Source organism: Carboxylicivirga longa (assembly GCF_050589825.1).
Classification (GTDB): Bacteria; Bacteroidota; Bacteroidia; order Bacteroidales; family Marinilabiliaceae; genus Carboxylicivirga; species Carboxylicivirga longa.
The window spans coordinates 1-24,849 of sequence record NZ_JBNGOZ010000035.1; the positions used below are offsets into that span (position 1 = coordinate 1).

The following is a 24,849-nucleotide window of genomic DNA, read 5'->3' on the forward strand; positions in this document are numbered from 1 at the left end:
GTTAATGGAAAACTTACATCCTAATGCGAAATAGCTATTGGATCAATTGATATTGATTTATACTTACCGAATAAATGTAAAAAATATCGAAGCTTTGAACTCCGATATTTTTTACTTATACAGGTTCTAAGGTGGTGCCTTTTATTGAGATAGTGTGACAGAGAATTCCTTCTCTCCAGCTGGACTCTGTTGATCCTTGCCATGCAATATTGAGTATTTACCTCTTGGTATGTCGGTAAAAGTGTAATCATTACATGCCCTTGCCACTGTAACTTCTTTTGTAAATGCAGTTTTTATCATCATTACGGCCAGATCGGCAAAAATATTTCCTGTGTTTGATGAGGATTGGACTTTCACGATACCAGTTCTGTTATATAGTACTTCATTGGTTTTAGTGGATTTTATCAGGTATTCAATTTTAACCTCCACCATACTTCCAATAGTTACTTTCCTCCATTCGTGAATTATAGTAAATAGGACGGCGTCAGCACCTAAAGCTGTGTTTACTACCTTCATGGATTTATCAAGTAGCATTTCGGAATTATAAGCACTTTGATCTTTCATTACTTGCATTGAAATGGAAGGGGGTAATGCGTAATAACCATAATCAGCCAAAGGCATTGCAAGTGTGTTATAGAAACACATCTTTGCATCTACCTCTGTGGATTTATTGATAGGTGGCATGATCATTATGGATACAGGCTTCTCTTCATATAGCTGAGCATAAGTGGCAACACGTGTAGCCTTCGGCGAACAGGCCGCCATTATCAGAGGGATAAGAAGGAGTAATATGTGTATTTTATTCATCACTAAATTTTATTTAGAATATATTCAACAATTTTCTTGGATTCTGGATAAAGTGCCAGCTCTTTATCCAGCATCTCTTTACCTTTTCCAATCTGCCCATCCATAATTAACATGTATCCGTAATCAGCATAAACTCCCGGTGGTACTTCTCCGCGAGTCCCTTTATGTTTGTTTTCAATAATATCTTCAAATACAAGAAGGAGATCTGCTTTTGTTTCTTCAGTTTGCTTTTTATTATGTTGATATGTGGCTTGGTCATATTGTCCCCAATAATACAGTCGAGAGGGAGCACATGAAGCTACAACGGCAATCAATGATAATGCTAATAGTACTTTGTTCATTATTTTAGAATTATAATCCGGGTTTCCCGGTTGTCAATAAAAACTTTTTTCTCATAAATGGTTTTATCGTTTTCAGTAACGACAATTACATGCTCTCCTGGTGAAGTTGAATATGTAGAAGCTTTTAAACTTTTCTTTTCGCTGAATAATTTTTCGATTTCGTATGCTTCATTGTCAATAAATAGCATGATTGTTCCACTATATGGGTTTAGTGTTTTGTTTGCTTTAACAACCTTGATATTAGCTATGTTTTCGAGACCGCTTACAGAAGTTTCATAGGTTGTCTTACATCCCAATAATAATAAAATGAAAGACAGTAATATTAATACTTTTTTCATAATTTATTTGTTTTCAACGATTCGGTATTTGCTAAGGTTTTCCATGTCGACTTCTCCCTCAGTTAATGTTGCCATAGACACTTCGTTTTGAGGCGTATCACCTATTGTCATATCAATAGTGATTTTACCAACAACTTTTCCAGGCAATTCTATGGTTATACCTGTTTGGGGATTCTTGACTTTTTTACCAGGGCTTAATACGCCATAGACATCTCCTGCTGCAATTCCTTGTGTTTCACCTCCGGAAATAATTAAACTACCTTCATCTTCTGCCAAAATGTAAGCTTGCCATGGCTTATCCATGCAGCTGTTTATAATATTTTCCACAAGCTGATTAATTGCTGCTCCGATTGCTTTATCAGTTAAGGTAGCATCAAAGTCAGCTGTCTCTCCAAATCCCATTACTCGTTTATCTTGAACTTCAGCACTTCCTTTTCCTTCACCACTATAAATAATTAATCCTGTAGTAACATCAACGAGGCGCATGCTAACACCTGCTTCAACTGCCTGTTTTACACTACTGGAAAATACTTTTTGATTACCTATAGTCTTGCGGCCGAGCTCAGTCACCGATCCAATAATCAAGAAATCCGCACCAATATTTTGAGTCATTGTATTTGACTTTTCCAATTCTGACACGATTTTATCATAATCCTGTCGCTCAATGAGAATGAATTTTTCAGAGGCAACCAGTTTGGTGGCGAGAATGTCGGCCGCTTGTTTTCCTAATTGATCCGCCTCCTGATCATAAAAGATACTTTGTGATTGCTTTGTGACGTTGGTAAAACGTCCAATGGCAACTTTTCTTTTAAGCACTTTTTTGCCATCAGTGGATTGAGCCTGAATTTTAGAATGCGTTATCCCCAATAGTAGGAAAATAACCAGACTGAGTGGAAGTGTTTTCAATAGTTTCATTTTGTCATGATTTATTAAATACAAAGAAAACTATTTTTTGGTTAATAACATATTCTGCTTTATGGAAATTGCAAACTCTCTTTAATTTTATAAGCCGAACAGTCCGTAAATAACTATTAACCGACTAAAGTCGGGATTCATAAAATTATCTCCAGTAACGCCCATAAATTGGGCGTTCATTTTTCAATTTCAAATCAGACCCCATTCCAATTTAACTTTAGCTGCCCTGGAGAACCACCAATCTGCTTTTTAAAACTTCTGCTGGTACTGCGTAAAAGATCTGTTAACTCCAGCATACTTATCAGGTGTATTCTTACCAGTGAGGCGACTACGGAAAATGCCTTCTTTGTTTGTGCTTTCTTTTGAATTACAGTCATTAAAAGTTGTGCTATTAGAGTACACCAAACTTGCGTTCGTATAGCATTCTCATTTTCACCATAGAAGTAGTGGAGTTGAAAGTTTTGCTTCATCTTTTTGAAAAGCAGTTCAATGCCCCAACGTTTCTTGTATAGAAATGCCACTTCCTCTGTCGATATTTCGAAATTGTTGGTTAAGAACTCAAAGTAACGGTTCTTCTCATCTTGATAAGATACTTTTCTAAGTCTTAATGAATTCTTAACCTTGTACTGTTTTCCTCCGTTCTCATCCTCCGGATAATATTCCAACTCTATGGTTTGATCCTTTAGAACTTTAGCAACACCTTTCTTTCGGTAAGCTGTTTTATGTGTTTCTATCACCGTAAAAACAGCATTCTTCTTTAAGCGAGTGACAAAGTAAACTTGCTGGTTAGTCCACATTGCAAACTGATGATAATAGTTGTATGCTTTATCGAAAACTATCATACTATGCGATATCAGCTCCAAACTCTTGAGAAAGTTTTTATCATGCACCTTAGCTGCTGTAACCTTCACAAATCTACCTACTGATTATACTGCATCAATGAGCATATGTACCTTAAGTCCGCCTTTCTTCTTGCCGTCTCCTTTGGGGTTTCGTCCAACACCCTTAAGAACATCACTAAATAAACGTATGGTTGTGGAATCGATTAATAGGACTTCCTTGAATGTCAAACCATAAGTTCGGCTGTCAGACAAAAAGGATTGATATTTCTTTACCAGTTCAAAATATAAGGACTCGAAAAAACGATTATCTCTATTACGAAGTCCATCACCTGCAGTGCTTTTTGCGGGAGCTTTATCAAGTCCCAAATGATTTAATTTCCCACCCAAAGCCCGCAGTCCTTCACACGTTTCAGTCATTGAATCACAGCGACTAAATATGCCAAATAGCATGGTTATAATATGCGTTCTGGTTTTAAAAGCCTTGTAATAGTGGTCACTATCGTAAACCCTAATCAATGATGATATGTCAACGACTTTAAGCAAATCTATTATCTGTTTGAAAATCGGCTGGCCGACAAATTTTAATTCGTTATTTTTACTCATGTTGTAAAATGTTTCGCAAAATCAATTTACAACTTTGAGGGGAAACCGTTGGGTAGTACCCTCATTTATTATTTTAGTCGGTCACTAGTGATACTAAATAGCACTTGGGATACTATGGCATGCATCTTGTAAATTTGGTCAGACCATTATTAATCACATGAGCAATCAGCTTAAGATTCAGAAGTATAGATTATCTTAATCCTAAAATTATAAAACCGATAAGCTATTTAGCGTTAGTGTATAACGCACGGCTATCTAGCCAAATAAATCCCGAAAAAAATATATTCCTTACATTTGCAGCTTATTCGCAAGGGTTAAGTATGGAAGTAGTCATTATTGAGGACGAAAAACTATTGGCAGAAGAGCTGAAAAAGGAGTTGTTGGCTATCGATTCATCTATTCGTATTGTTAAACAGTTAGGTACGGTGGCCGATAGTATTGCCTGGCTAAGAGCCAATCGCTGCGATTTAATTTTTTCCGATATAGAACTTACGGATGGTCTTTCCCTGGCCATTTTTAAAGAGTTGAATAACACACCTCCGGTTATTTTTATCACCGCTTATAATCAGTATGCTATTAAGGCTTTTGAAACCAATAGCATTGGTTATTTACTTAAGCCCGTTGAGTCCGATGATTTGGTGCGGGTGCTTGATAAGTACCATCAGCAGCAATGGCATCAGTCGCAGCTCAGTCGCTTAATGGATCAGTTTCAGCAGGCAGGTGCTGTAACTGCCTCAAGTTCCTATTTAAATAGGCTGATACTAAGGCTGGGAAATGTTCAAAAGCCTGTTTCAGTAGATGAGATTGTTTATTTTATGGCTGACGACCGTTATCTGTTTGCCATTACGCAGGAGGGAAAAAGATACTATTACGATGCTACCCTGTCACAGTTGGAGAATGAGCTGGATCCCGATCTTTTTTTCAGAGCCAACCGTCGGTATTTTATCAACAAGCATTTTGTGCATGAGATAATAACTATGAGCCGCAGCAGGCTGATGATAAAAATGGATGCTGAGCGCCATGAAGATATTGTTGTCAGCTACTCGCGTAGCAAAGAGTTTAAAGAGTGGATTATTAGGTGATGAGAAATGTTATTTTTAACCGGTGGAATGTTGTGGCTTTGCTGGTGCTGGTAGTTATATTTTCGCTGGCGGCTTATGGTATAAGAGTTGAAATGCAGCAACAATCCAATCGGGTGAGCCAATCATTAATACAGATCAGCACTAGAGGATATCAGACTTTTCTGGAGCAATATTTCTCCGGCTATACGCATGTACTGGAGCAGTTAGCTGGCTCTGCCCTTGGGTTTGAGAAGCGGACAGCCATTAACAAGAATGAACTGGCTGAGGTATTACAGTCTGATAGCACCATTGCAGCATTGGCTGTTAGGGGAGAGGGATGGACGCAGACTTTGAGTAATGATAGTGCGCGTGATGCTATGGAGCTGATGCAGCAGTACTTACAATCCGCTCATCCCGAAGCCTTCAATGGTAATGTATTATTCAACAGATATCTTTACCTCAGTATCTCCCATCCGACGGCTGAGGATGTTCGTGCTGCCATCTGTATCGATCTGCTGCGCGTACATCAGCATTTTATCGAAAAAGATATTTATACCTCAATTTATCAGGTGATTCTTAATGCCCGGCAGGAGTGTATATATCACCCCGAGCGTTATTTGATTGGACAAAAGTACGAGATACCTGAGCGTTTATTAGTAAGCGGACAGTTCAACCAACGTTTGTATGATAGCGTTCATTTGGAAGTGTCAGATTACCTTCAGTTACCTGTTTTTAAAACCTATAAGGCTATGAACCTGGCCGGAACAGAGGTGCTGGTGTTAAGTGTATCACCGGGTTTTGAAATTAAGGAAATGGTGGCTGAGCAAGAGCAGAGTCTTTTCATTTTGTTTGTTTTGTTTTTGGTATTGCTGGTAGCCATTATGATATTCGGTATGATGCGTTGGAAACGTGAGTTTTTGCTAAGGGCTTCCACCGAGCAGGAGAATCTTAATCTTCAGCTTAAGCACGAGAAGCAAAAGACCGATGCAGTATCTATGAAGCTCGAACTCCTGCGCTCCGGCTTAAACTCTCATTTCATGTTCAATTCATTGGGTACGGTCAGGGCCTTGCTTAGCGAAGGCGATGGCTTAGCGCGGCGCATGCTTTCTGATCTGTCCAAACTATACCGCTACCAGTTACGCATAGAGGGTGAGCGTACCGTTAGCCTGCACGAAGAGCTTACCTTTACACGTATTTATGTAGATGTCATTAATTTTCGAATGAGTTCATCGCTTGAAATGGATTGTGGTAACCTAAGTGACTATGCTCAGTGTCGTGTATTGCCTGTGTCGCTTCAGCTACTTGTGGAAAACGCCATTAAGCACAATGTGTCATCGCCTCAGCAGCCATTGCACATACATCTTTCTGTTAAGGAGGGTTATGTTGTAGTTATAAATCAGCTGCGCCCCAAGGTGGCCTTTGTCGAAACAAGTGGTAAAGGGCTTAAGAATTTGAGTGCCCGCTATGCCCTGATAACACAGCGAGAATGCTTATTTAAAGAAGAAAATGGCTGCTATGTAGCGCGAATACCCATTATAAAGTAGACAAGGTATTTGAAAAACTATATCTTTGCGCGTTCTTAATAAGATACAAAGAGTAAAGATAACCTGACAAATGAGTATGCGAAGTAGGATGGAGAGAATGATCAGGTAGCACGAGTCATGAATTAACAATTATACCAAGGCCGCAGTTTGTTTTTGAATGATATTATTGCTGTAAGGCGATAAAACATTAGTTGCATTCACTGCAATAAGTTTCTTTTTCACTACGTGTAATTTCCACTTCACCGCATATGCTTTGGGTAAAACTGTAAAAGCAAGTAATCTTACTGCCTTAAAATGTAGTATATGAAGAGGATTTTGTGCCGAATGGTCATATTTTACTGGATTTTTCTGAGTCCGGTAAGTGCTTTTACGCAGTATAATGCCGAAGCGTTAATACCCTTACATCCCGATGTGGTGAAAAAGACCCTTCCCAATGGATTTACTTACTATTTGCAGGAAAATGCCCGTCCCGAAGGTCAGGTGCATTTTCAAATGGTAATTAAGGCAGGATCGATCCTTGAAACGGAAGAGCAACGAGGATTTGCTCATTTCTTAGAGCACATGGTTTTTAATGGTAGTAAGCACTTTCCGGGGAATAGTCTTATTGATTATCTACAGTCCATAGGTGTGGAGTTCGGAGCGGATCTGAATGCCTATACCGGCTATGATGAAACGGTTTATATGCTACCCATGCCTAATAATAAGGCCGAGACTCTTGATAAAGCCTTCTTCTTTTTTGAGGACCTATTAAGCGGATTGAACTTGCACACGGCCGATATTGACGCTGAGCGCAATATCATATTTGAGGAGTGGCGCACTACCATTGGGCTGAATCAGCGCCTGAAAGATCAGATGTATCCGCTGCTTTATCAGGGATCGCGATACCTTCATCGCCGACCCATCGGCATTATGGATGTGGTTACCAAGGTGGGTAACGACGAGGAATTACGCAGTTTTTACCGCTCCTGGTATCGTCCTGATCTGACATCATTACTCATTGTAGGCGATTTTGATGAGCAGGATATAGAGCAACGCATAATGAATACTTTTGGCAGCATGAAAGTGGCAGACAAGGCCCCGGAGCGCAAATATTATAAAGTGCCGGCTCACGACAATACCCTTGTTAAAATTATAAAAGACAAAGAAATAACCAGCACCTCGGTTAGGGTAATTCGTAAAATTGAGCCGCACAAAGAAGTTACGCTGGCTGATTTAAAGCAGAGTATTACGGATATCATTTATACTTATATGACCAATCAGCGTCTTAGCGATATTACCCAAAAGCCCGATGCCCCTTTTATGTACGCCAGTTCTTATGCTAAAAAAGGTGTTGGAGCACGCGATCAGTACACTTCATTTGCCAGTGTTAAATCCGGTGAAATAATAGAAGGAGTTAAGGGACTAATGCGCGAGCTCTACCGCATCAAGCGATATGGTTTTACACAGGAAGAGCTGGATCGTAAGAAACAGATATTGATCAATGATGTAAAGCGCATGGCCAGCGAGGAAAATAAGCTTACTACAGCACAGTTGATGGATGCTTTATCAACCCATGTCGTTTACCATCAGGAGTATGCCAGCCTGGATTTTAAGCTTGAATTCATTCAGCAGGTGCTTAAGCAAATGACCCTTGATGATATTCACCGATTGGCAAACACTTATATTGACGAATCAGCGGCCAACCGTGTAGTGATTATCAGTGCACCCGAAAAGGAGGCAACACCAACGGTAGATGAGGTGCAGAACGCTTTAGAAGAGCTGAATGGCGAAAGCCTTACGCCTTATCAGGTTGAGGAGGTGGATGCAGCTTTGATGGAGCAGAAGCCACAGCCCGGCCGCATTGTCAAAGAGCATTACTCACAAAGCATGGGTATTACAACGCTTGAGTTTGCCAATGGTGTAAGTGTAGCGCTTAAGCCTACCACCTTTAAGAATGATGAAATACGGTTTTCATCCTTAAGAAACGGCGGATACTCATTAGCCGATATCGATAATTTCGATAATGCCTCAATGGCTGCTACCCTGGTTAATCTGGGTGGACTGGGACAGTTCTCGTCCCTTCAGCTCGATCAGATAACATCGGGTAAGCAAGTTTATGTGGCACCCTACATTCATCGTTATACCGATGGGGTAACGGGTTTCTCATCGAAAGCAGATTTTGAAACCTTACTGCAACTCAATTACCTGACTTATATGGCACCTCGTAAAGATGCCGAGCAGTTTAAAATATTTATAGATAAGAAGAAGGAGTATAATCGTAATAGTCTTAATAGTCCAGACTCGTATTTTGCCGATGAGCTTAACAAAGTGATGATGCAAAACAGTCCGCGCACGGCTACTTTATTAACACCCGCTCAGCTTGACCAGATAAGCCTTGATAAAGCCTACGATTTCTATCGCTCGCGTTTTAGCTCTGCCTTTGGGACACGCTTTTTTGTGGTGGGTAGCTTCGAAGTTGATTCCATCAAGCCCCTGCTAACCCAATATTTGGGTAGTTTGCAGGGAACATCGGTTGCAACGGATTATATTGATCATGGTATACGACCACCCGAGGGAATCAACAGGCATGTTTTCCCACGCAATACGGTGGATAAGTCAAAGGTGCTGATACGCTTTACCGGCGCATATCCGGCATCGCAGCGCAAACGTATCGAAATGGGATTGTTAAGCGATATTCTTACCATTCGTCTTAATCAGAAACTGCGCGAAGAAATAGGTGGAGTCTATTCTCCCTACGCCCGCGCCACCATACTTCAGCGTCCTTACCACAGTTATCGCATGGATATATATTTTACCTGCTCGCCCGAAAATGTTGACGTACTCACCACAGCGGCTTTTGAGCAGATTGAGGAGATGCAGCATGAGATAAAAGAGGAGAATCTGGAGAAGGTGAAAAAGGCGTGGCTTAAAAACCGTGAGGGCTCACTAAAAACCAACGGCTATTGGCGCAAAGTAATGGAAGATCAATGGACCCGTGGAGAAGATGAAAAGGACTTTGAAAGCTATGAGAATCATATACAACGCGTTAGTGTTAGGCAATTGAGTAAGTTGGCGCAGAGATATTTAAATAAGAAGAATTACCTGCAGTTTATATTGAGTCCGGAAGAAGAAACTCCGATAGCTCATCCTTAACAGTCAGGAGGATTGGGAAAATCAATACTGCTCATCAGGGCTTGGGTTGAACCAAGTGGGGAACCCTGATGAGCATATACAAAATGAAAACAAATTGAAGCAGATGAAGATTTCACCTACCAGGTCGGTGTTGAAATGGCTGGTTGTTGTTGTGCTGTGCTTTTTTAAGCCCGTGGCACAAGCCCAGATACAACAAACTGTAGAAGGAATTATCACCGATGCCAAAACCGGGGAATCCCTGATTGGGGCAACTGTATTATTGAAGAACACAAGTTCAGGGGTAATCACCAATTACGAGGGACATTATTCCTTTGGTGGATTATTGCCGGAGAGCACTTTGGTATTTGCATATATTGGCTATGAGTCGCAAGAGCTTGTGGTGGGTAACCGTACGCTTATCGATGTACAGCTGAAACCTGTATCGCAGGATCTGGAAGCGGTAGTAGTATTTGGCGAGAATATGAAAGATGTGCGTACCTTAACCGGATCGGTAGGTAAGATTGATACCAAGGTATTTTCCGCCGGATCGCCTGCCGGATCGTTCGATCAGTTGTTGCAAGGGCAAATTGCCGGCCTGTCTATTACGACCAGTGGAGAACCCGGAGAAGCATCTACCATTCGCATCCGTGGGAACAACTCACTGGGCATACGCAGTAAAGATGATGTTGAATTGGTGTCGGCCAACCGGGCTAACGAGCCTTTGTACATTCTGAATGGTACGCCTATTTCATCCGAGGTTTTTAATACTATCAATCCCGATGACATTGTTGATGTACGCGTTCTTAAAGATGGTTTATCAACCGTAGAGTATGGCACGCGAGGCGCCAATGGTGTGATTGAGATCAAAACCAAGCGGGGAATTGTGGGACAAACACAGTACAACGTGCGTTATCAACACACCATGAAGCCAATTTCGGGTTTGGGTGGCATTAGCCTGATGCAATCGGCCGAAAAGCTGGCTATGGAGCGTGAGCTGGGTATTGTTACCGGCCTGGGGTACATCTACACCCCAAAGCCCGGAGATTCGGAGGAAGAGATATTCATTAAAAACAAACGCTATAAAGACCTGGAAGGTGTTAATACCAATTGGCTAAAAGAGTTGTCGCGCATAGCTCAGGTGAAAGACTTACAGTTAAGTATCTCCGGGGGAGCCGACGATACCCGTTATTATGTATCAACCAATTATTACAACGAAGAAGGTGGTTATAACAATTCCTGGGCCGATCGTTTTACTACGCGCTTCAACCTCGATCATAACCTTAACGAAGCCGTAGCCATTGGATTTGATTCCTCAGTGGGACGCAGTAAAACATCAAAGTCAAACACTTCTCCTGCCGGTCTTATTTATACCTTGCAGCCCTACGAAACGGCAGCCAGTGAGTCCTTCATTGCTCGCGACCCCATTACCAATGGCAGCCATTATTTCGTGAATCCCTTCGATGACTTATATAATCGCTATGCTGAAAAAACAGCATGGAGGGTGGACCTTAATACCCGCTTGAATTGGATTATTAGCGATGGCTTTAATGCCAATGCGGCTTTGGGGATGACCTATACCGATTCTGAAAACAGTAATGTGAACTTGCCCAATCAGGTAGTGGAAGATGCAGGCCTGCAAAAGGGGAAGGGATCCTTCGCCAAAAGCGAGTCCAAGTCCTTATCTTCACGCGTTAACCTGGGGCTTGACTATCGTAAGCATTTTAATAATCACGCTATCTCCTTAAGTGGTGGTGCCGAGTACATAGAAACCCAAAGCTGGGGTTTTGGTTTTAACAGCATTGGTATTTCCGATAAGGTGGATCCCGAGATAGGGGCTAATCCCAATGCCACCATTGCTACCAGTAAGTTCAGGGATGTACTGATGGGCTTATATGCACGCGCGAACTACAACTTTAAATCGCGCTATAACTTCACCGGATCCTTTCGCTACGATGGCTCGTCTATTTTGCCTGCCAGCCGTCAGTTTGTGCCGGCCTGGGGTCTTGGCGCGGCCTGGAACATGCAGCGTGAAGAATGGTTTCAGCCAATGGCTGTTTTCGACCAGTTTAAAATACGTGCATCCTACGGTGTTAACTATAACTCAGGGGGTATTCGTCAGACCCTGGGAATGCCATTCTACGATTTTACCAATAGCGATACTTATCTGGGCGATCGGGTCATTAATCTGGTGGAGTTCTGGAATCCGGATTTACGCTTTGAACGTGCTCGTCAGTGGAGTCTAGCACTTGATTTTGGTATGTTAAATCATCGTATCTACGGAACCCTCGAAGGCTATATTAAAAATACCGATGACTTGCTGGCCACCGTGGATATACCGGCCAGTAACGGCTATGGCGATTTGCTGCGGAATATCGGAAAGCTGCAAAACAAAGGTTTTGAGTTGCAGGTAAGCGCGGTTACCATTCGTACCGATGATTTTCGATGGACTACCAGTCTGAATTTTGCTTATAACATTAATCAGATCACCGACCTGTATATGCAGGATGAGATAAAGGTGGGTAGCGAAGGCTATTACAAGGTGGGAGAGGCCATTAATTCGGCCTATGTGAAGCATTGGGCCGGCGTTAACCCGGTGAATGGAATGCCTCTGTACTACGATGAAAATAAAAATCTGGTAGGAGGAGGGGTGGCTCCTCAAATGATTGGCTTTGGCACCTATGACCATCCTATCACCGGTGGTTTCACCAATATTTTTAACTATGGTCATTTTGAATTATCCACGCTCTTCACCTACGCGTGGGGCGGTGTAGCCTACAACCAGTTAAAGGCGCAGATGATACGCAATGTTAAAAACGGAGAGGTGCCTTACGAAGGTTTTCTGGATGACATATGGTTATCACCGGGTGATGTTAAACCCTTGCCATATCCCAAGTTCTTCTCAGATACGAGTGTGAATTCGTTGTTTGTAGAGAACGCTTCCTACATACGCCTGAAAAATATTATTGTGCGGTACAACTTGGGTGAACACCTTAAGCTGAAGGGTATAGCATCGTTTAAGGTGACGGCGCAGGCTAATAACCTGTTGACTATTACCGGTTATGAGGGAATTGATCCTGAGGTTACCGGAGTTGGTCAACCCTTACCGCGTTCTTTCACCTTGGGGGTAGATGTTACTTTTTAATTGGAGACTTATGAAACGACCATGCCAATTTGATTATCTAACTTAACATACAGGCGGATGATCAAATTTATTTGGGAGTTCCATCTGAGCCTGAATAATAAATTTGAACAGATGAAACGAGCCATGAGAATTCTCCACACACACAGGGGAATGACTAATGTGGCGAGTTCCATATGTCACATTTGAAATTAAAGTTTAGACATATGAAATCAATTATATCATCAATAAAGATTGCAGCGCTGGGCTTTTTTGTATTAAGCAGCTGCGAATTACTCGACGTAAAACCCGATCATGTGGTGCCCGAAGAGATTGCTTTTAACGATGTAGAATCGTATCAAATGGCTTTAAATTACGTGTATCGCAACCTTACTTCATCGGTTAATAACATGCAATGTACCGACTTTGCTTCCGATGATTTTCAGGGCGTGATACCCGGTTATGCACCTACCAATTATTATCTTCATTACTGGGATTATCAGAGTCAGCCGCAGCCCTATGTATGGGGTTATCAGTACAAGTTAATCGCCAACGAAAATGTGTTGATCAACAACTACGACCTGGTACCGGTAGGCAGTGAGTACGACGCGCAAATGAAAGATTATATTTATGCACAGGCATTGGCCTTGCGATCCTGGAGCCTGTTTAACGTGGCACAGCTCTACGCCCCACGTTATGATGGCAGCAATGGCAATGAGGTGGGTATACCTCTGAAGTTAAATTTAGCCCTTGAGTATTTAGCACCGGCTCCCATCGGTAAGGTGTATCAGCAAATTTTCGATGATTTGGATAAGGCTGAAAGGTTAATGCTTGCTACGGGGCATAGGCCTTCTTTATATGACAAGCCGTATCAGTTTAATATTGATGCGATAAGGGCTTTGCGTGCGCGAGTCGCACTTTTTACTGGTAATTATGATCTTGCCGGCCAGGCAGCGGCTCATTTTATCGATGTTCCTCTATTGGATAAGGAGCAGTATCCTATGCTGTGGCAAGATGAGTTTGGCTCCGAGAATCAGGAGATTATTTTTATGACCCACGATTTAAGTGATACCGATGATGCCGACCTGATTGACTACCATGAAATTTACGAAAGCAACAATGCCATTTTGCACAATGATCTGTTGGCTGCTTTTTCGGCCGATGATGTGCGGAAGCAAAGTGCTTTTATCGATGCTAAAAATATGCCCGCTAAATACATTATAGCTGCCGCGGATAACAAGGGGCAGGCTGATAGAAACTTGCATTACAAGCATTTTAGGGTGGCCGAGCAATATCTCATCTATGCCGAAGCTGTTTTAGATAGTAATCCGCAGGAAGCGATGCGGGTGCTGAATATTTTGCGTGAAAAACGGGGTGCCGAACTTTTGAGCGCCGTTCCGGATAAAGCGGAAGTGCTGGAAGAGCGCCGAAAAGAGCTGTTTGCCGAAGGTCTCCGTTTCTATGACCTCAAGCGCCTGTCTCATGAGTTGAATATCGTAGTTCAGAGAGCAAATGGTGCGGTACTCGTGCCTAATTCACCGTTGTACAACTGGGCCGTTCCGCGTGAGGAAACCAACTCCAACCCAAATTATAATTAACAAACTGTATTGCCTTGCATGAAAAGCCAAGAGAGAAGTCTGCTTTATCACGAAAATATTTCGGGCGAATGCAAAAGAGCAATTGAAAAAATATAATGGTATGAAGATAGTACTTGTTATTAGCGGCTTACTGATGGCTTTGGTAAGTTGTGAAAATCCTTATGAGAATGTATCAGTTGATAAATCCTATACCGGGCAGCCTCTGGTTATGCTTAGTTCGGAGCAGGCCGTAGTGCGTTTGGCGGCATCGCCGGCCAATCATTCCGATATACCGGGTTTGTTTGTGGATAGCCTTATTTTGAGCCATAAGCTGGATCACGCAATTATGGTAAGCCTGGAGGTGGTAGCCGAAGCTACGATTGGCAGTGTGGGAGAGCATTTCTCCTTTGAACAGGAGGTGGAGATTGAAGCCGGTAATTATTGCGGATCCTATGGTGTTGAGGCATTAGATCTTCCCCTGAATGATATTAGTAAGTATCAGCTGTCTGTCTGCATTACGTCCGTAGACGATCAGGAGGTTATTGCCGGTTTGTATGGTGCCAAAAAGGAAGGCGAGGAGCGTGAGAAGCGCTTTAAGACCTATTCATTTAAGAAGTAAAGTAAATTAATAATAAACAGGGAGTTATCCCATTAATCAAAACGTAATGAAAAGAAGTAACATTTTAGTTGCGCTCATGATGAGCTTGTTCGTAGGTTTTACTGCCTGCTCCGATGATGATACCTTAACCAAGGAAGAGCAAGAGCAAAAAGACCAACAAGAATTATTGGCCAAGATAAACGATAACTTTGAGGCTATTACCACTAAGGCATGGGCATTTACTGCTTTTGAACCATCTGATGATCTTGTGGCTGCCTCACAAACCGATGATGCAACAGCTTTAACGATGGTGGTAAAAGGCGAGCAAGCCACTAACTTTAACATGGTACTGTCATTTACTGTAGAAGGTGACATTATAAAGCCCTCTGTGGCCATGAACGTTGCCGAAGCCGATATGTTGCCTAAACTGCTGGCCTACCAAACTGCTATTTCAGGACTAGAGCTTGATTTTCTCTTCGACACAGAAGCAGCGTATCAGGCCGAGATTCGTCGTATCATTGCAGCTCCTTTGGCAGCTGATGAATTAACAAGAGAGGAACTGACCAATGAGGAGACCGGATTATGCATTTTCTCCATCAGTCAAAATGATTTTTCTGCTTTGTCGTACGAGGATCTGGTGCTGTCACAGCGTAAATTGGTGGCTGGTAACGATGATAAGATTTATATCGATGCCGATGGTACCCTGGTAGTGGAAGCGACAAACAAGGCTTATGGCGTTTCAAAATATCGTTTCACGGCGCAGTAGTAATTACTGGGCACAAGAAATAATAAAAGGGGCTGTTCACTAAGGACAGCCCCTTTTTGGCTTATGCTGTTGGGAAAATCACCATAAGCGCATCTACGATAACTCCATTAAAGGTACATGAAAGTTCATTTTGTGTAGTGTACTACCACTGCTCTTTACGAGAAAGGTGTGGTCTTCCAGAAGATTGCTACCCGGGGTGGACAGCCTGCTTTTTCTGCATCGGCAATGCATTCTTTTTTTCGGCGGAAGCCTTGCTCCGAAACTACCAGGTCCTCTTCGTTTTCGGTAGATACCTTTTTCCACTTAAAAGTGTTAGAATCATCTTGAAATAATTCCCAGCAAAACCCATCAAAATTTCGTTTAAGTGACATGATTTAAAAATTGATAATGAACTCAAACATTGGTGTGAGTCCTTCACCATACTCAATATATCGTGACACAAGGTCATTTCTTCACTAACCTGGGGCAAAGATAGGAAGTTTATCATTGAAAAGGTGTACTGTTAATTTATAGGTAGTGGTTATACTTTTTTAAATCACTCAAAAAAAGATACTAAAGCTTGTATCAGTGATGATTGTAGTTTTTTAATTGAATGTATTATGTTATTTAATTTAACAAGAATTGCATAATCTTACCTTATTTTAAGCATTCTCAGATCTTGTTTATTTTCTCTAAAAATAATTAAAAAAGTTACTAGGGAAAGATGCTTTGAAATCGTTAGTATATTTGAAGTATTCAAACATATATTTATAATGAAGAAGATTTATAGCTTATTTCTGGTGGCAGTGCTTGCCATAGGATTATCAGGGTCGGTTTTAGAAGCCGCGAACCCCATTAAGGTAAAGGTTCCCAAACGCGCCAAAGGCCAAACTGACGTAATTAATTTGGTTAGCCCCAAACTGGATGTTGTGCGTGTGGGTTTTATTGGTTTGGGCATGCGTGGTCCTGGTGCCGTTAGCCGTTTTACCCATATTGAAGGTACAGATGTAGTGGCGCTTTGCGATTTGTATGCCGAGCGTGTTGAGCGTTGCCAGAATATACTTACTAAGGCAGGGCGCGAGAAAGCAGCGGCTTACTCGGGCAGTGAGGATGCTTGGAAGGAACTGTGCGAGCGTGAGGATATCGACCTGGTATATATTGCCACCGATTGGAAGACGCATGCCAAGATGGCCCTGTATGCCATGGAACACGGCAAGCACGTGGCCATCGAGGTCCCTGGTGCCATGACCATGAAAGAGATTTGGGCATTGATTGATATGTCTGAGAAAACACGCCTGCACTGTATGATGCTTGAAAATTGCGTGTATGATTTCTTTGAGTTAACTACCCTAAACATGGCGCAAAACAATGTGTTTGGCGAAGTGCTTCACGTGGAAGGCGCGTATATTCACAACCTGGAAGATTTCTGGGGTGCTTACACGCACAACTGGCGCCTCGATTATAATGAGCACCATCGTGGTGATGTGTATGCTACCCACGGTATGGGACCTGCCTGTCAGCTCCTTGATATGCACCGGGGTGATAAAATGAACTACCTGGTAGCCATGGACACCAAGCCGGTAAACGGACCCGCTGCTGTGGAGAAGCACGAGGGACGCAAAGCGCCTGATTTTAAAAACGGCGACCATACACTCACAATGATTCAGACCGAGAAAGGCAAGACGATGCATATACAGCACAATGTGGTTACACCACGTCCTTACAGCCGTATGTATCAGCTAACGGGAACCGATGGTTTTGCCAACAAATACCCTTATGAAGGATACTGCTTGCGCCCAACGCAGGTATCGGCCGATGATGTGCCCAACCATGAGAATTTGAATGCCCATGGTTTTGTACCCAAAGAAGTAAAAGATGCCCTGATGAAAAAGTACAAGCATCGTATCCACGCCGAGCTGGAAGAGACAGCGAAGAAAGTAGGTGGCCATGGGGGTATGGATTTTATTATGGATTATCGACTGATTTATTGCCTGCGCAATGGCTTGCCACTGGATATGGATGTGTACGATTTAGCTGAGTGGAGCTGCCTGGCCGAGCTAACCGCCATCTCCCTGGAAAACAACAGTGCACCTGTTGAAGTACCTGATTTTACCCGTGGTGCCTGGAACAAAGTACAGGGTTACCGCCATGCCTTTGCCGACTAAAGGATTAAATTACTAAACATAGATATCCGGAAGAGATTTGGGCATTGATTGATATGTCTGAGAAAACACGCCTGCACTGTATGATGCTTGAAAATTGCGTGTATGATTTCTTTGAGTTAACTACCCTAAACATGGCGCAAAACAATGTGTTTGGCGAAGTGCTTCACGTGGAAGGCGCGTACATACACAACCTGGAAGATTTCTGGGGTGCTTACACGCACAACTGGCGCCTCGATTATAATGAGCATCATCGTGGTGATGTGTATGCTACCCACGGCATGGGGCCTGCCTGTCAGCTCCTTGATATGCACCGGGGTGATAAAATGAACTACCTGGTGGCCATGGACACCAAGCCGGTAAACGGACCTGCTGCTGTGGAGAAGCACGAGGGACGCAAAGCGCCTGATTTTAAAAACGGCGACCATACACTCACAATGATTCAGACCGAGAAAGGCAAGACGATGCATATACAGCACAATGTGGTAACGCCCCGCCCTTACAGCCGTATGTATCAGCTCACCGGTACGGATGGTTTTGCAAACAAATACCCTTATGAGGGATACTGCTTGCGCCCAACGCAGGTATCGGCCGATGATGTACCCAATCATGAAGATTTGAATGCCCATGGATTTGTACCTAAAGAGGTAAAAGATGCCCTGATGACAAAATACAAGCACCGTATCCATGCCGAGCTGGAAGAGACCGCGAAGAAAGTAGGTGGCCACGGGGGTATGGATTTTATCATGGATTATCGACTGATTTATTGCCTGCGCAATGGCTTGCCACTGGATATGGATGTGTACGATTTAGCTGAGTGGAGCTGCCTGGCTGAGCTAACCGCCATCTCCCTGGAAAACAACAGTGCACCGGTTGAAGTACCTGATTTTACCCGTGGTGCTTGGAACAAAGTACAGGGTTACCGCCATGCCTTTGCCGACTAAAGGATTAAATTACTAAACATAGATATCCGGCACGGGCAACTGTGTCCAACTAACCCATAGAGGCTCCGTATGTAACGGAGCCTTTTTTTTGCAACCCAACTTTTAGTCGGGCTGCTCGCTTTTTAGCTTCCTGATGATTGCTCTTATTTGACTCTTCGTCACAAATATTCCTGCTAGCAAAATATGTTTATATTTGCGCTCCTTAACATCAGCAGCTAAACAATTTGTATTATGCCTCTATTGGCCCTTAAAAAAGGAGATAAAAAATCCTTCGAAGCCATTTACTTGGAGTATTTCGATATGCTCTTTCACCTGAGCCTGGGTTATACGGATGACCGAGAAGTGGCACATGGCATAGTGCAAGATACCTTTGTTAAATTATGGGAACGCCGTCATCAACTGAATCCAGGCACTAACTTGCGCAATTTCTTATATACAATCACAAAAAATAATTGTCTCAACTACCTGCGTCAACAAGAGATTATAGTGCGTAACCACCGCGACTACCTAGTGCCCGAACTACGCTATAAGCAGGAATCACTGCTAGATTTTGCCGACTCCTTTGATGATGCTCAATATCTAATGAAAAGTGTTGAACAGGCCATCGCAAAACTTCCTGAGCATATTCGGCACACCTTTCTTCTTAGCCGCTATGAAGATTTAACCTATGCACAGATTGCTGAAAAATTAAACCTGAGTCCCAAAACAGTGGAAGCGCGTATGTCCAAGGCATTAAAAATCCTACGACAAGAGCTTAAAGAGTATTTGCCATTGGTGCAAATGTTATTCGGATTCATGGGTCTTTAAAAGATAAGGTAACATTGTGTTGCGATAGTTCGCAAGTCCCTGAGCGTTACTAAACTATTTTCCACTTTGTAAAAAAATGTAATCTTTTTCAAAAAAAACATGTTTTTCGGATAGGGTATCGCCATTTGAATGTGTTTAGTGTTAAGAAACGGATAGATTTGTTAAATACAACAAATAAAAAAAAGGTAATGCTAAATGCATTCTAGACTAAACATACTAACGCTAAAGAAATAACCTTGGAAGAGCAATTTTTATTAATACTTCAGCATAAAATAACGGTTAAGGAGCGCACAGCATTTTTTGTCGAGCTTGAGCACGATGCCAATAAGAAAAAAGCCTTTATGGCTTTTGAAAAGATATGGATCGCCAATAGCCTTGCTAAACAACAAATCTCGCAAGGCCAAAAGTTAAAAAGTTTTGAATCACTATGGAAATCTGTTCATCCTACCAGTAAGCTTTGGTTGTGGCAAAGTGCGGCAGCTGCAGCTGCCATTTTATTGCTAGCATTGCTCGTTTCTTCTCTGCTCATCCCTGATTTATGGCACTCACCTTCTGAAACATTAGTGTTTTCTGCGCCAAAAGGAAATATTTCGCAGGTAAGCCTGCCCGATGGCAGTACGATATGGCTTAACTCATCGACAACAGCCACTATTACCACTTTTGGGAGTAAAAAAGTGGAGGTTGACCTGCAGGGCGAAGCCTATTTTGATGTGCCCCACAACGAATCGCGTGAGTTTTGGGTTAAAACAGGGCAGTATCAATTATTAGATCTTGGTACAAAGTTTAATGTGAAGTACAATCCGGAGGATAATCATTTATCCACCGCCTTATTTGAAGGAGCTATAGAATTTCGCAAGGATCAAAAGGTTCTCCTGGATGACCTCAATCCGGGTACTATGTTTACGGTTGACCTGGCTACTAAAAAGATAGAGCTTGCACAAGCAGATGCTAACTTTCTGACGGCATGGAAAGAAGGTAAGTTTGTATTTGTTAATAAAACGCTGGGTCAAATTACAAGTGAACTGGAGTCGTGGTACGATGTAAGCTTTGTGTTTCACGATGAGAAGATGAAAGAAGAACGATTCTCGGGAGTGATTAAACGACGTACCAGCATTGAGAATTTACTTCAGGTTCTTAAGTTATCTACCAAGTTGAATTACGATACAAAAAGTAATAATGATGGAAGTTGTGTCATTAATATAAGGAATAATTAAAAAAGGTACTTCGCGCCAACGAAGTACCTCAAAAATAAATAAATGCTGAGCTGCGCCAACAGCTCAACTATGTGTAACTACAATAAACAAATGTATGAAAAGTATCCGTACGAGTCCATGTCCTGAGCGGCATGCACTTAAAAAAATTTCCAGAATTATGAGACTATCGGTCCTTATGCTGGTCTTGTTCGGCCTTAACCTTACGGCTGAAACAACAGAAGCACAAAAGCGCTTGCAAGACCTGAATCTAAAAAATGCGAATATCCTGGAAGTATTTCGTGAAATTGAAGCGAAAAGTGACTTTGGATTCTTTTTTAAAGATGACCAAATGAACATGCAAAAGCGTTATTCGCTGAAGCTGGAGAATGCTTCGATAGAAGAAGTATTACTCCAATTATTTTCCGACAATGAGTATAGCTACGAAATTGTGGGTGAGAATGTGGTGGTGATGCGTAAAGAAGTAAAGCGCGAAGCGCCAGCCACCAAGGTTGTACAGCAGCCACAAGGTAAAACGGTTAGTGGTAGTGTGGTGGATGCTGCCGGCGATCCTATACCCGGGGCTTCCGTTGTTATCGCAGGTACTACTACGGGTACCATAAGCGATATGAATGGTAGGTTTACCCTCAGTGGCGTGCCTGAGGAGGCGGTATTAAACGTTAGCTTTATCGGAATGAACAGTGCTAAAGTATCTACCGCTGGTCAATCTACCTTCCGTATAGTTTTGGAGGAAGAGATTCTAGGTCTTGATGAAGTAGTGGTTGTAGGTTATGGTACACAGAAGAAGGTAAACCTTACTGGTGCAGTGGGAACAGCTTCGGGTGAGGTGTTGGAAAGCCGTCCGATTACTAACGTTGGCCAAGGATTACAAGGTGTGATACCTAACCTGAATGTTACTTCGGCCAATGGAGCTCCCGGAACTGGTTCATCGTTTAACATCCGTGGTGGTACTTCGTTAAATGGGGGAAGTGCACTTGTGTTAGTGGATGGTGTACAAACAGACCTTAATTTAATTAACCCACAGGATGTAGAAAGCGTTTCAGTATTGAAGGATGCGGCGGCAGCCTCAATTTATGGAGCACGAGCAGCTTTTGGGGTAGTTCTGATCACCACAAAACAAGGGAACAGAGATAGTAAGACTAAGGTGAATTACAATAATAACTTCTCTTGGTCAAAGCCTACCCGTTTACCGGAAATGCCTACCTCTTATCAATGGGCACAAGCCATGAATAACATGTCCATCAACGATGGTCAGGGAGAGTTTTTTACCCCCAATCAAATGGAACTTATTAAGGCTCATTTGGATGATCCTGTTAATAATCCCGGTGTTTTTGTAGATGATTCAGGTATTATGCACCCTGCGCATACTGCGGAAAATCCAGGATGGGGTTATGTGGGTAACACCAACTGGTTTGAGGAGCTTTATAAAGACAACGCCTTTATGCAGCAGCATAATGCAAGCATTCAGGGTGGTGGTGAGAAATCAAACTTCTACGGTTCGCTCGGATATCACGGACAAAATGGTCTTTACAGACATGGTGATGAGAAGTACGACCGCTATAACCTTACCTTCAATTACACTCAAGATGTAAGCGATTGGTTAGAGCTAGGTTTCTCAACAAAGTATATTCGCACCAAAAATGACGATCCGAACCTGGAAAATGCGGGAATGGCCAACCCACAGTATGAGACCTACCGTACTTTCCCTACTGTTGTAATGTATCTGCCCGACGGTAATTATGCAGGGATGGAAGGTCGCCGTTTCAATAAAAACGTGGCTGCACGTATGGCTACTGCCGGAAGAAATATTAAAGAGGTGGATGATTTATGGTTCACGGGTAAATTTAAAATGACCCCAACAGAGGGATGGACTGTACAAGGTGATTACACTGTAAATAAATGGTTCAGAACAATTCAGAATCATCGAAAAGTTGGTTATCAGAAAATGCCGAATGGTGAATCTGATTTAGTATTTAATACTCCTAACAAGTATTACATGGCTCGTAATGCAGATATGTATTCTGCATTAAATGTTTGGACGCAGTATAACAAAGAACTAGGTGCTCACGGCTTTTCTGTGATGGCTGGATATAACCAGGAGAGTAAACAGCACACAGGTATGACGGTAAATACCGAAAACCTATATCTAAATGATGTGCCGCTTTTACACATGGCCAATGATTTAAAATCAGCTCGTGAGCCAGGATCGGAATGGGCTGTGCAAGGGGTGTTTGCGCGACTTAACTATGATTTCGCATCTAAGTACCTGGTGGAGGTGAACGGCCGTTACGATGGTTCTTCAAAATACAGAGAAGGTAATCGTTGGGGCTTCTTCCCATCAGCATCTTTGGGTTGGAGAATTTCTGAAGAAGGATTTTTTGCACCTCTGCGCTCTACTGTGGATAACCTGAAGTTCCGTTTCTCTTTAGGTGAGCTGGGTAATCAGGTGACTAATGGTAACTTTGATTATGTGGCAAGCGTTAACGGATATATGGTGGATTATATCATCAACTCACAGCAACTGGTAGGAATTTCACAGCCTTCTCTTCCAAACCTGAATACGAGTTGGGAGCGAGTAATGAATTACAATGTGGGTCTTGACTGGAATCTATTCGAAAACAAACTTTTTGGTTCTTTTGATTATTACATCAGAGAAACAACCGGAATGGTGCAGAATAAAGCCTATCCAGCCGTGCTGGGTGCAAGTGGCGGTAAAGAAAATATTGCTGACATGCGTACCAATGGTTGGGAATTGTCATTGGATTGGCGCGATGAAGTTAGCGATGTGCTTGGCAAACCCTTGACCTACTCTGTCGGTATTGGTCTTTCAGATTCTTACAGTGAAATTACTAAATATGACAATCCCACAGGAGCCTTAGGCGATTGGTATGAAGGTCGCAGATTGGGCGAAATCTGGGGTTATAGAACACAAGGCCATATTATGACTGAGGCTGAAGCCCAGGAACAAGGAACCCGTCAAAGTGCAATTTCAAAAAACTGGCGCATAGGAGACATTGTATATGCTGATTTGAACAATGATGGCGTAGTAAATTATGGAGACAATACCTTATCTAACTCTGGCGATAAAGAAATTATTGGTAACTCAACCCCACGTTATCGTTTTAATTTCCGTTCCAGTGTAAAATGGAGAGGTTTCGACTTGCGTATTTTCTTCGAAGGGATTGCCAAGCGTGATGTATGGCTCAACTCTTTCATGTTCTGGGGATATTCCGGTCAATGGTGGAGTGCCATCACCAAGTATCATTATGACAATACATGGTCCTTGGATAACCCCGACGGTTATTTTATTGCTTCTAACAAAGGTCAGAACAAGCAGGTGCAAACTAAATATCTGCAAAATGGTGCTTATATACGCTTGAAAGAACTATCGCTCTCTTACACGATTCCTAAACGTTTGACCGATAAAATTGGAATTGGTAACGCCCGTGTATTTGTTAGTGGACAAAATCTATGGGATGCAACAGGATTGCTTCCTGATATAGACCCGGAAATAGCCAACGTAAGTTATACAGGAGGTGATGTTGGTGATGGATTCAAATATCCATACAGCCGTACTATTTCAGGTGGATTAAGTGTGTCATTCTAAAATTATAATGATTATGAAATTATTAAGAAATATATTCTTTGTGGGGCTGGCTGCTATGTCACTTACTGCCTGTAACCAGCTTGATACAGAGCCCTCAGAAACAGTTTCAACCGAAACTTTCTTTAAAAATGCCAATGGTGCGGCCTTAGAACTTTATGCCAATGGTTTTTATCCCATGATAAGCGGACACGGAAGCTATCAGTCATATGGCTTTGGGATGTTGTCAGCCGATTTCACATCTGATAATTTACTTTCGTGGGATTATAACCTTAGAAGCTTTGGACATAACTTAGCGCCTACTACTGCAGGATGGGTGTGGAATTGGGAAAATATTCGTAAGGCCAATAACTTTTTGAAATATTATGAGTTATCTTCTGCATCAGAGGCGGAAAAAAACAAAGTCCTAGGTCAGGTATTGTTTTTTAAATCCCTTGACTACTTCGGCACTTTCAGAAGTGATACTTATGAAGAACAATATATGAGGTTAATCTTTGTTGATTAGCCTTTTTGTTTTTCAT

At 42.3% G+C, this 24,849-nt stretch carries 20 protein-coding genes; 13 read left to right on the top strand and 7 right to left on the bottom strand.

From position 1 onward, the window contains the following. Positions 1–141 precede the first annotated feature (141 nt). The 6 genes from ACRD7A_RS18455 to ACRD7A_RS18480 form a co-directional block, all read right to left on the bottom strand. A complete protein-coding gene (locus ACRD7A_RS18455; protein WP_430812869.1) occupies positions 142–807 on the bottom strand; it encodes a GNA1162 family protein in 666 nt (221 codons plus the stop codon). Positions 808–809: 2 nt separating this feature from the next. After that, on the bottom strand, positions 810–1,148 hold the full coding sequence (locus ACRD7A_RS18460) for a DUF4810 domain-containing protein (protein ID WP_430812870.1): 339 nt from the start codon (positions 1,146–1,148) through the stop codon (positions 810–812). After that, positions 1,148–1,486: a hypothetical protein gene (locus tag ACRD7A_RS18465; RefSeq protein WP_430812871.1), complete on the bottom strand. Its 339-nt coding sequence runs from the start codon at positions 1,484–1,486 to the stop codon at positions 1,148–1,150. The genes ACRD7A_RS18460 and ACRD7A_RS18465 overlap by 1 nt, the downstream gene beginning before the upstream one ends. A gap of 3 nt (positions 1,487–1,489) precedes the next feature. After that, positions 1,490–2,401 (bottom strand): CsgG/HfaB family protein, encoded by a 912-nt coding sequence (locus ACRD7A_RS18470; RefSeq protein ID WP_430812872.1) that lies wholly within the window; start codon positions 2,399–2,401, stop codon positions 1,490–1,492. 194 nt (positions 2,402–2,595) lie between these two features. Beyond that, positions 2,596–3,312, bottom strand: coding sequence for an IS4 family transposase (locus ACRD7A_RS18475; protein ID WP_430812873.1), 717 nt, complete (start codon positions 3,310–3,312; stop codon positions 2,596–2,598). A gap of 15 nt (positions 3,313–3,327) precedes the next feature. Continuing rightward, positions 3,328–3,846 (bottom strand): DUF4372 domain-containing protein, encoded by a 519-nt coding sequence (locus ACRD7A_RS18480; RefSeq protein WP_430812874.1) that lies wholly within the window; start codon positions 3,844–3,846, stop codon positions 3,328–3,330. Positions 3,847–4,166: 320 nt separating this feature from the next. Between ACRD7A_RS18480 and ACRD7A_RS18485 the strand changes: the two genes are divergently transcribed. The 7 genes from ACRD7A_RS18485 (at position 4,167) to ACRD7A_RS18515 (ending at position 15,621) form a co-directional block, all read left to right on the top strand. Continuing rightward, positions 4,167–4,928: a LytR/AlgR family response regulator transcription factor gene (locus ACRD7A_RS18485; protein ID WP_430812875.1), complete on the top strand. Its 762-nt coding sequence runs from the start codon at positions 4,167–4,169 to the stop codon at positions 4,926–4,928. Then, entirely contained in the window at positions 4,928–6,451 is a 1,524-nt protein-coding gene (locus ACRD7A_RS18490; protein WP_430812876.1) for a sensor histidine kinase, read from the top strand. Before ACRD7A_RS18485 ends, ACRD7A_RS18490 begins: the two co-directional genes overlap by 1 nt. A 303-nt stretch (positions 6,452–6,754) precedes the next feature. Further along, positions 6,755–9,583 (top strand): M16 family metallopeptidase, encoded by a 2,829-nt coding sequence (locus tag ACRD7A_RS18495; RefSeq protein WP_430812877.1) that lies wholly within the window; start codon positions 6,755–6,757, stop codon positions 9,581–9,583. Positions 9,584–9,686: 103 nt separating this feature from the next. Continuing rightward, positions 9,687–12,704: a SusC/RagA family TonB-linked outer membrane protein gene (locus tag ACRD7A_RS18500; protein WP_430812878.1), complete on the top strand. Its 3,018-nt coding sequence runs from the start codon at positions 9,687–9,689 to the stop codon at positions 12,702–12,704. A gap of 203 nt (positions 12,705–12,907) precedes the next feature. Then, positions 12,908–14,278 (top strand): RagB/SusD family nutrient uptake outer membrane protein, encoded by a 1,371-nt coding sequence (locus ACRD7A_RS18505; protein ID WP_430812880.1) that lies wholly within the window; start codon positions 12,908–12,910, stop codon positions 14,276–14,278. 100 nt (positions 14,279–14,378) lie between these two features. Then, complete coding sequence (locus tag ACRD7A_RS18510) at positions 14,379–14,876, top strand: hypothetical protein (protein WP_430812881.1); 498 nt, start codon at positions 14,379–14,381, stop codon at positions 14,874–14,876. Positions 14,877–14,922: 46 nt separating this feature from the next. Further along, a complete protein-coding gene (locus tag ACRD7A_RS18515; RefSeq protein WP_430812882.1) occupies positions 14,923–15,621 on the top strand; it encodes a hypothetical protein in 699 nt (232 codons plus the stop codon). Between the two features lie 155 nt (positions 15,622–15,776). Here the strand turns inward: ACRD7A_RS18515 and ACRD7A_RS18520 are convergent, their stop codons facing one another. Then, positions 15,777–15,992, bottom strand: a complete 216-nt coding sequence (locus ACRD7A_RS18520) for a hypothetical protein (RefSeq protein ID WP_430812883.1) — start codon at positions 15,990–15,992, stop codon at positions 15,777–15,779. Positions 15,993–16,373: 381 nt separating this feature from the next. Between ACRD7A_RS18520 and ACRD7A_RS18525 the strand changes: the two genes are divergently transcribed. The 6 genes from ACRD7A_RS18525 (at position 16,374) to ACRD7A_RS18550 (ending at position 24,833) form a co-directional block, all read left to right on the top strand. Beyond that, positions 16,374–17,765 (top strand): Gfo/Idh/MocA family protein, encoded by a 1,392-nt coding sequence (locus tag ACRD7A_RS18525; RefSeq protein ID WP_430812884.1) that lies wholly within the window; start codon positions 16,374–16,376, stop codon positions 17,763–17,765. Between the two features lie 80 nt (positions 17,766–17,845). Next, complete coding sequence (locus ACRD7A_RS18530) at positions 17,846–18,706, top strand: hypothetical protein (RefSeq protein WP_430812885.1); 861 nt, start codon at positions 17,846–17,848, stop codon at positions 18,704–18,706. 231 nt (positions 18,707–18,937) lie between these two features. Continuing rightward, positions 18,938–19,513: an RNA polymerase sigma-70 factor gene (locus ACRD7A_RS18535; RefSeq protein WP_430812886.1), complete on the top strand. Its 576-nt coding sequence runs from the start codon at positions 18,938–18,940 to the stop codon at positions 19,511–19,513. A gap of 236 nt (positions 19,514–19,749) precedes the next feature. After that, the gene (locus ACRD7A_RS18540; protein WP_430812887.1) at positions 19,750–20,727 is read left to right on the top strand and encodes a FecR family protein; all 978 of its coding nucleotides are present in this window, start codon (positions 19,750–19,752) and stop codon (positions 20,725–20,727) included. A 157-nt stretch (positions 20,728–20,884) separates the two neighbouring features. Continuing rightward, positions 20,885–24,331: a SusC/RagA family TonB-linked outer membrane protein gene (locus ACRD7A_RS18545; RefSeq protein ID WP_430812888.1), complete on the top strand. Its 3,447-nt coding sequence runs from the start codon at positions 20,885–20,887 to the stop codon at positions 24,329–24,331. Positions 24,332–24,344: 13 nt separating this feature from the next. Next, entirely contained in the window at positions 24,345–24,833 is a 489-nt protein-coding gene (locus ACRD7A_RS18550) for a hypothetical protein (protein ID WP_430812889.1), read from the top strand. Positions 24,834–24,849 lie beyond the last annotated feature (16 nt).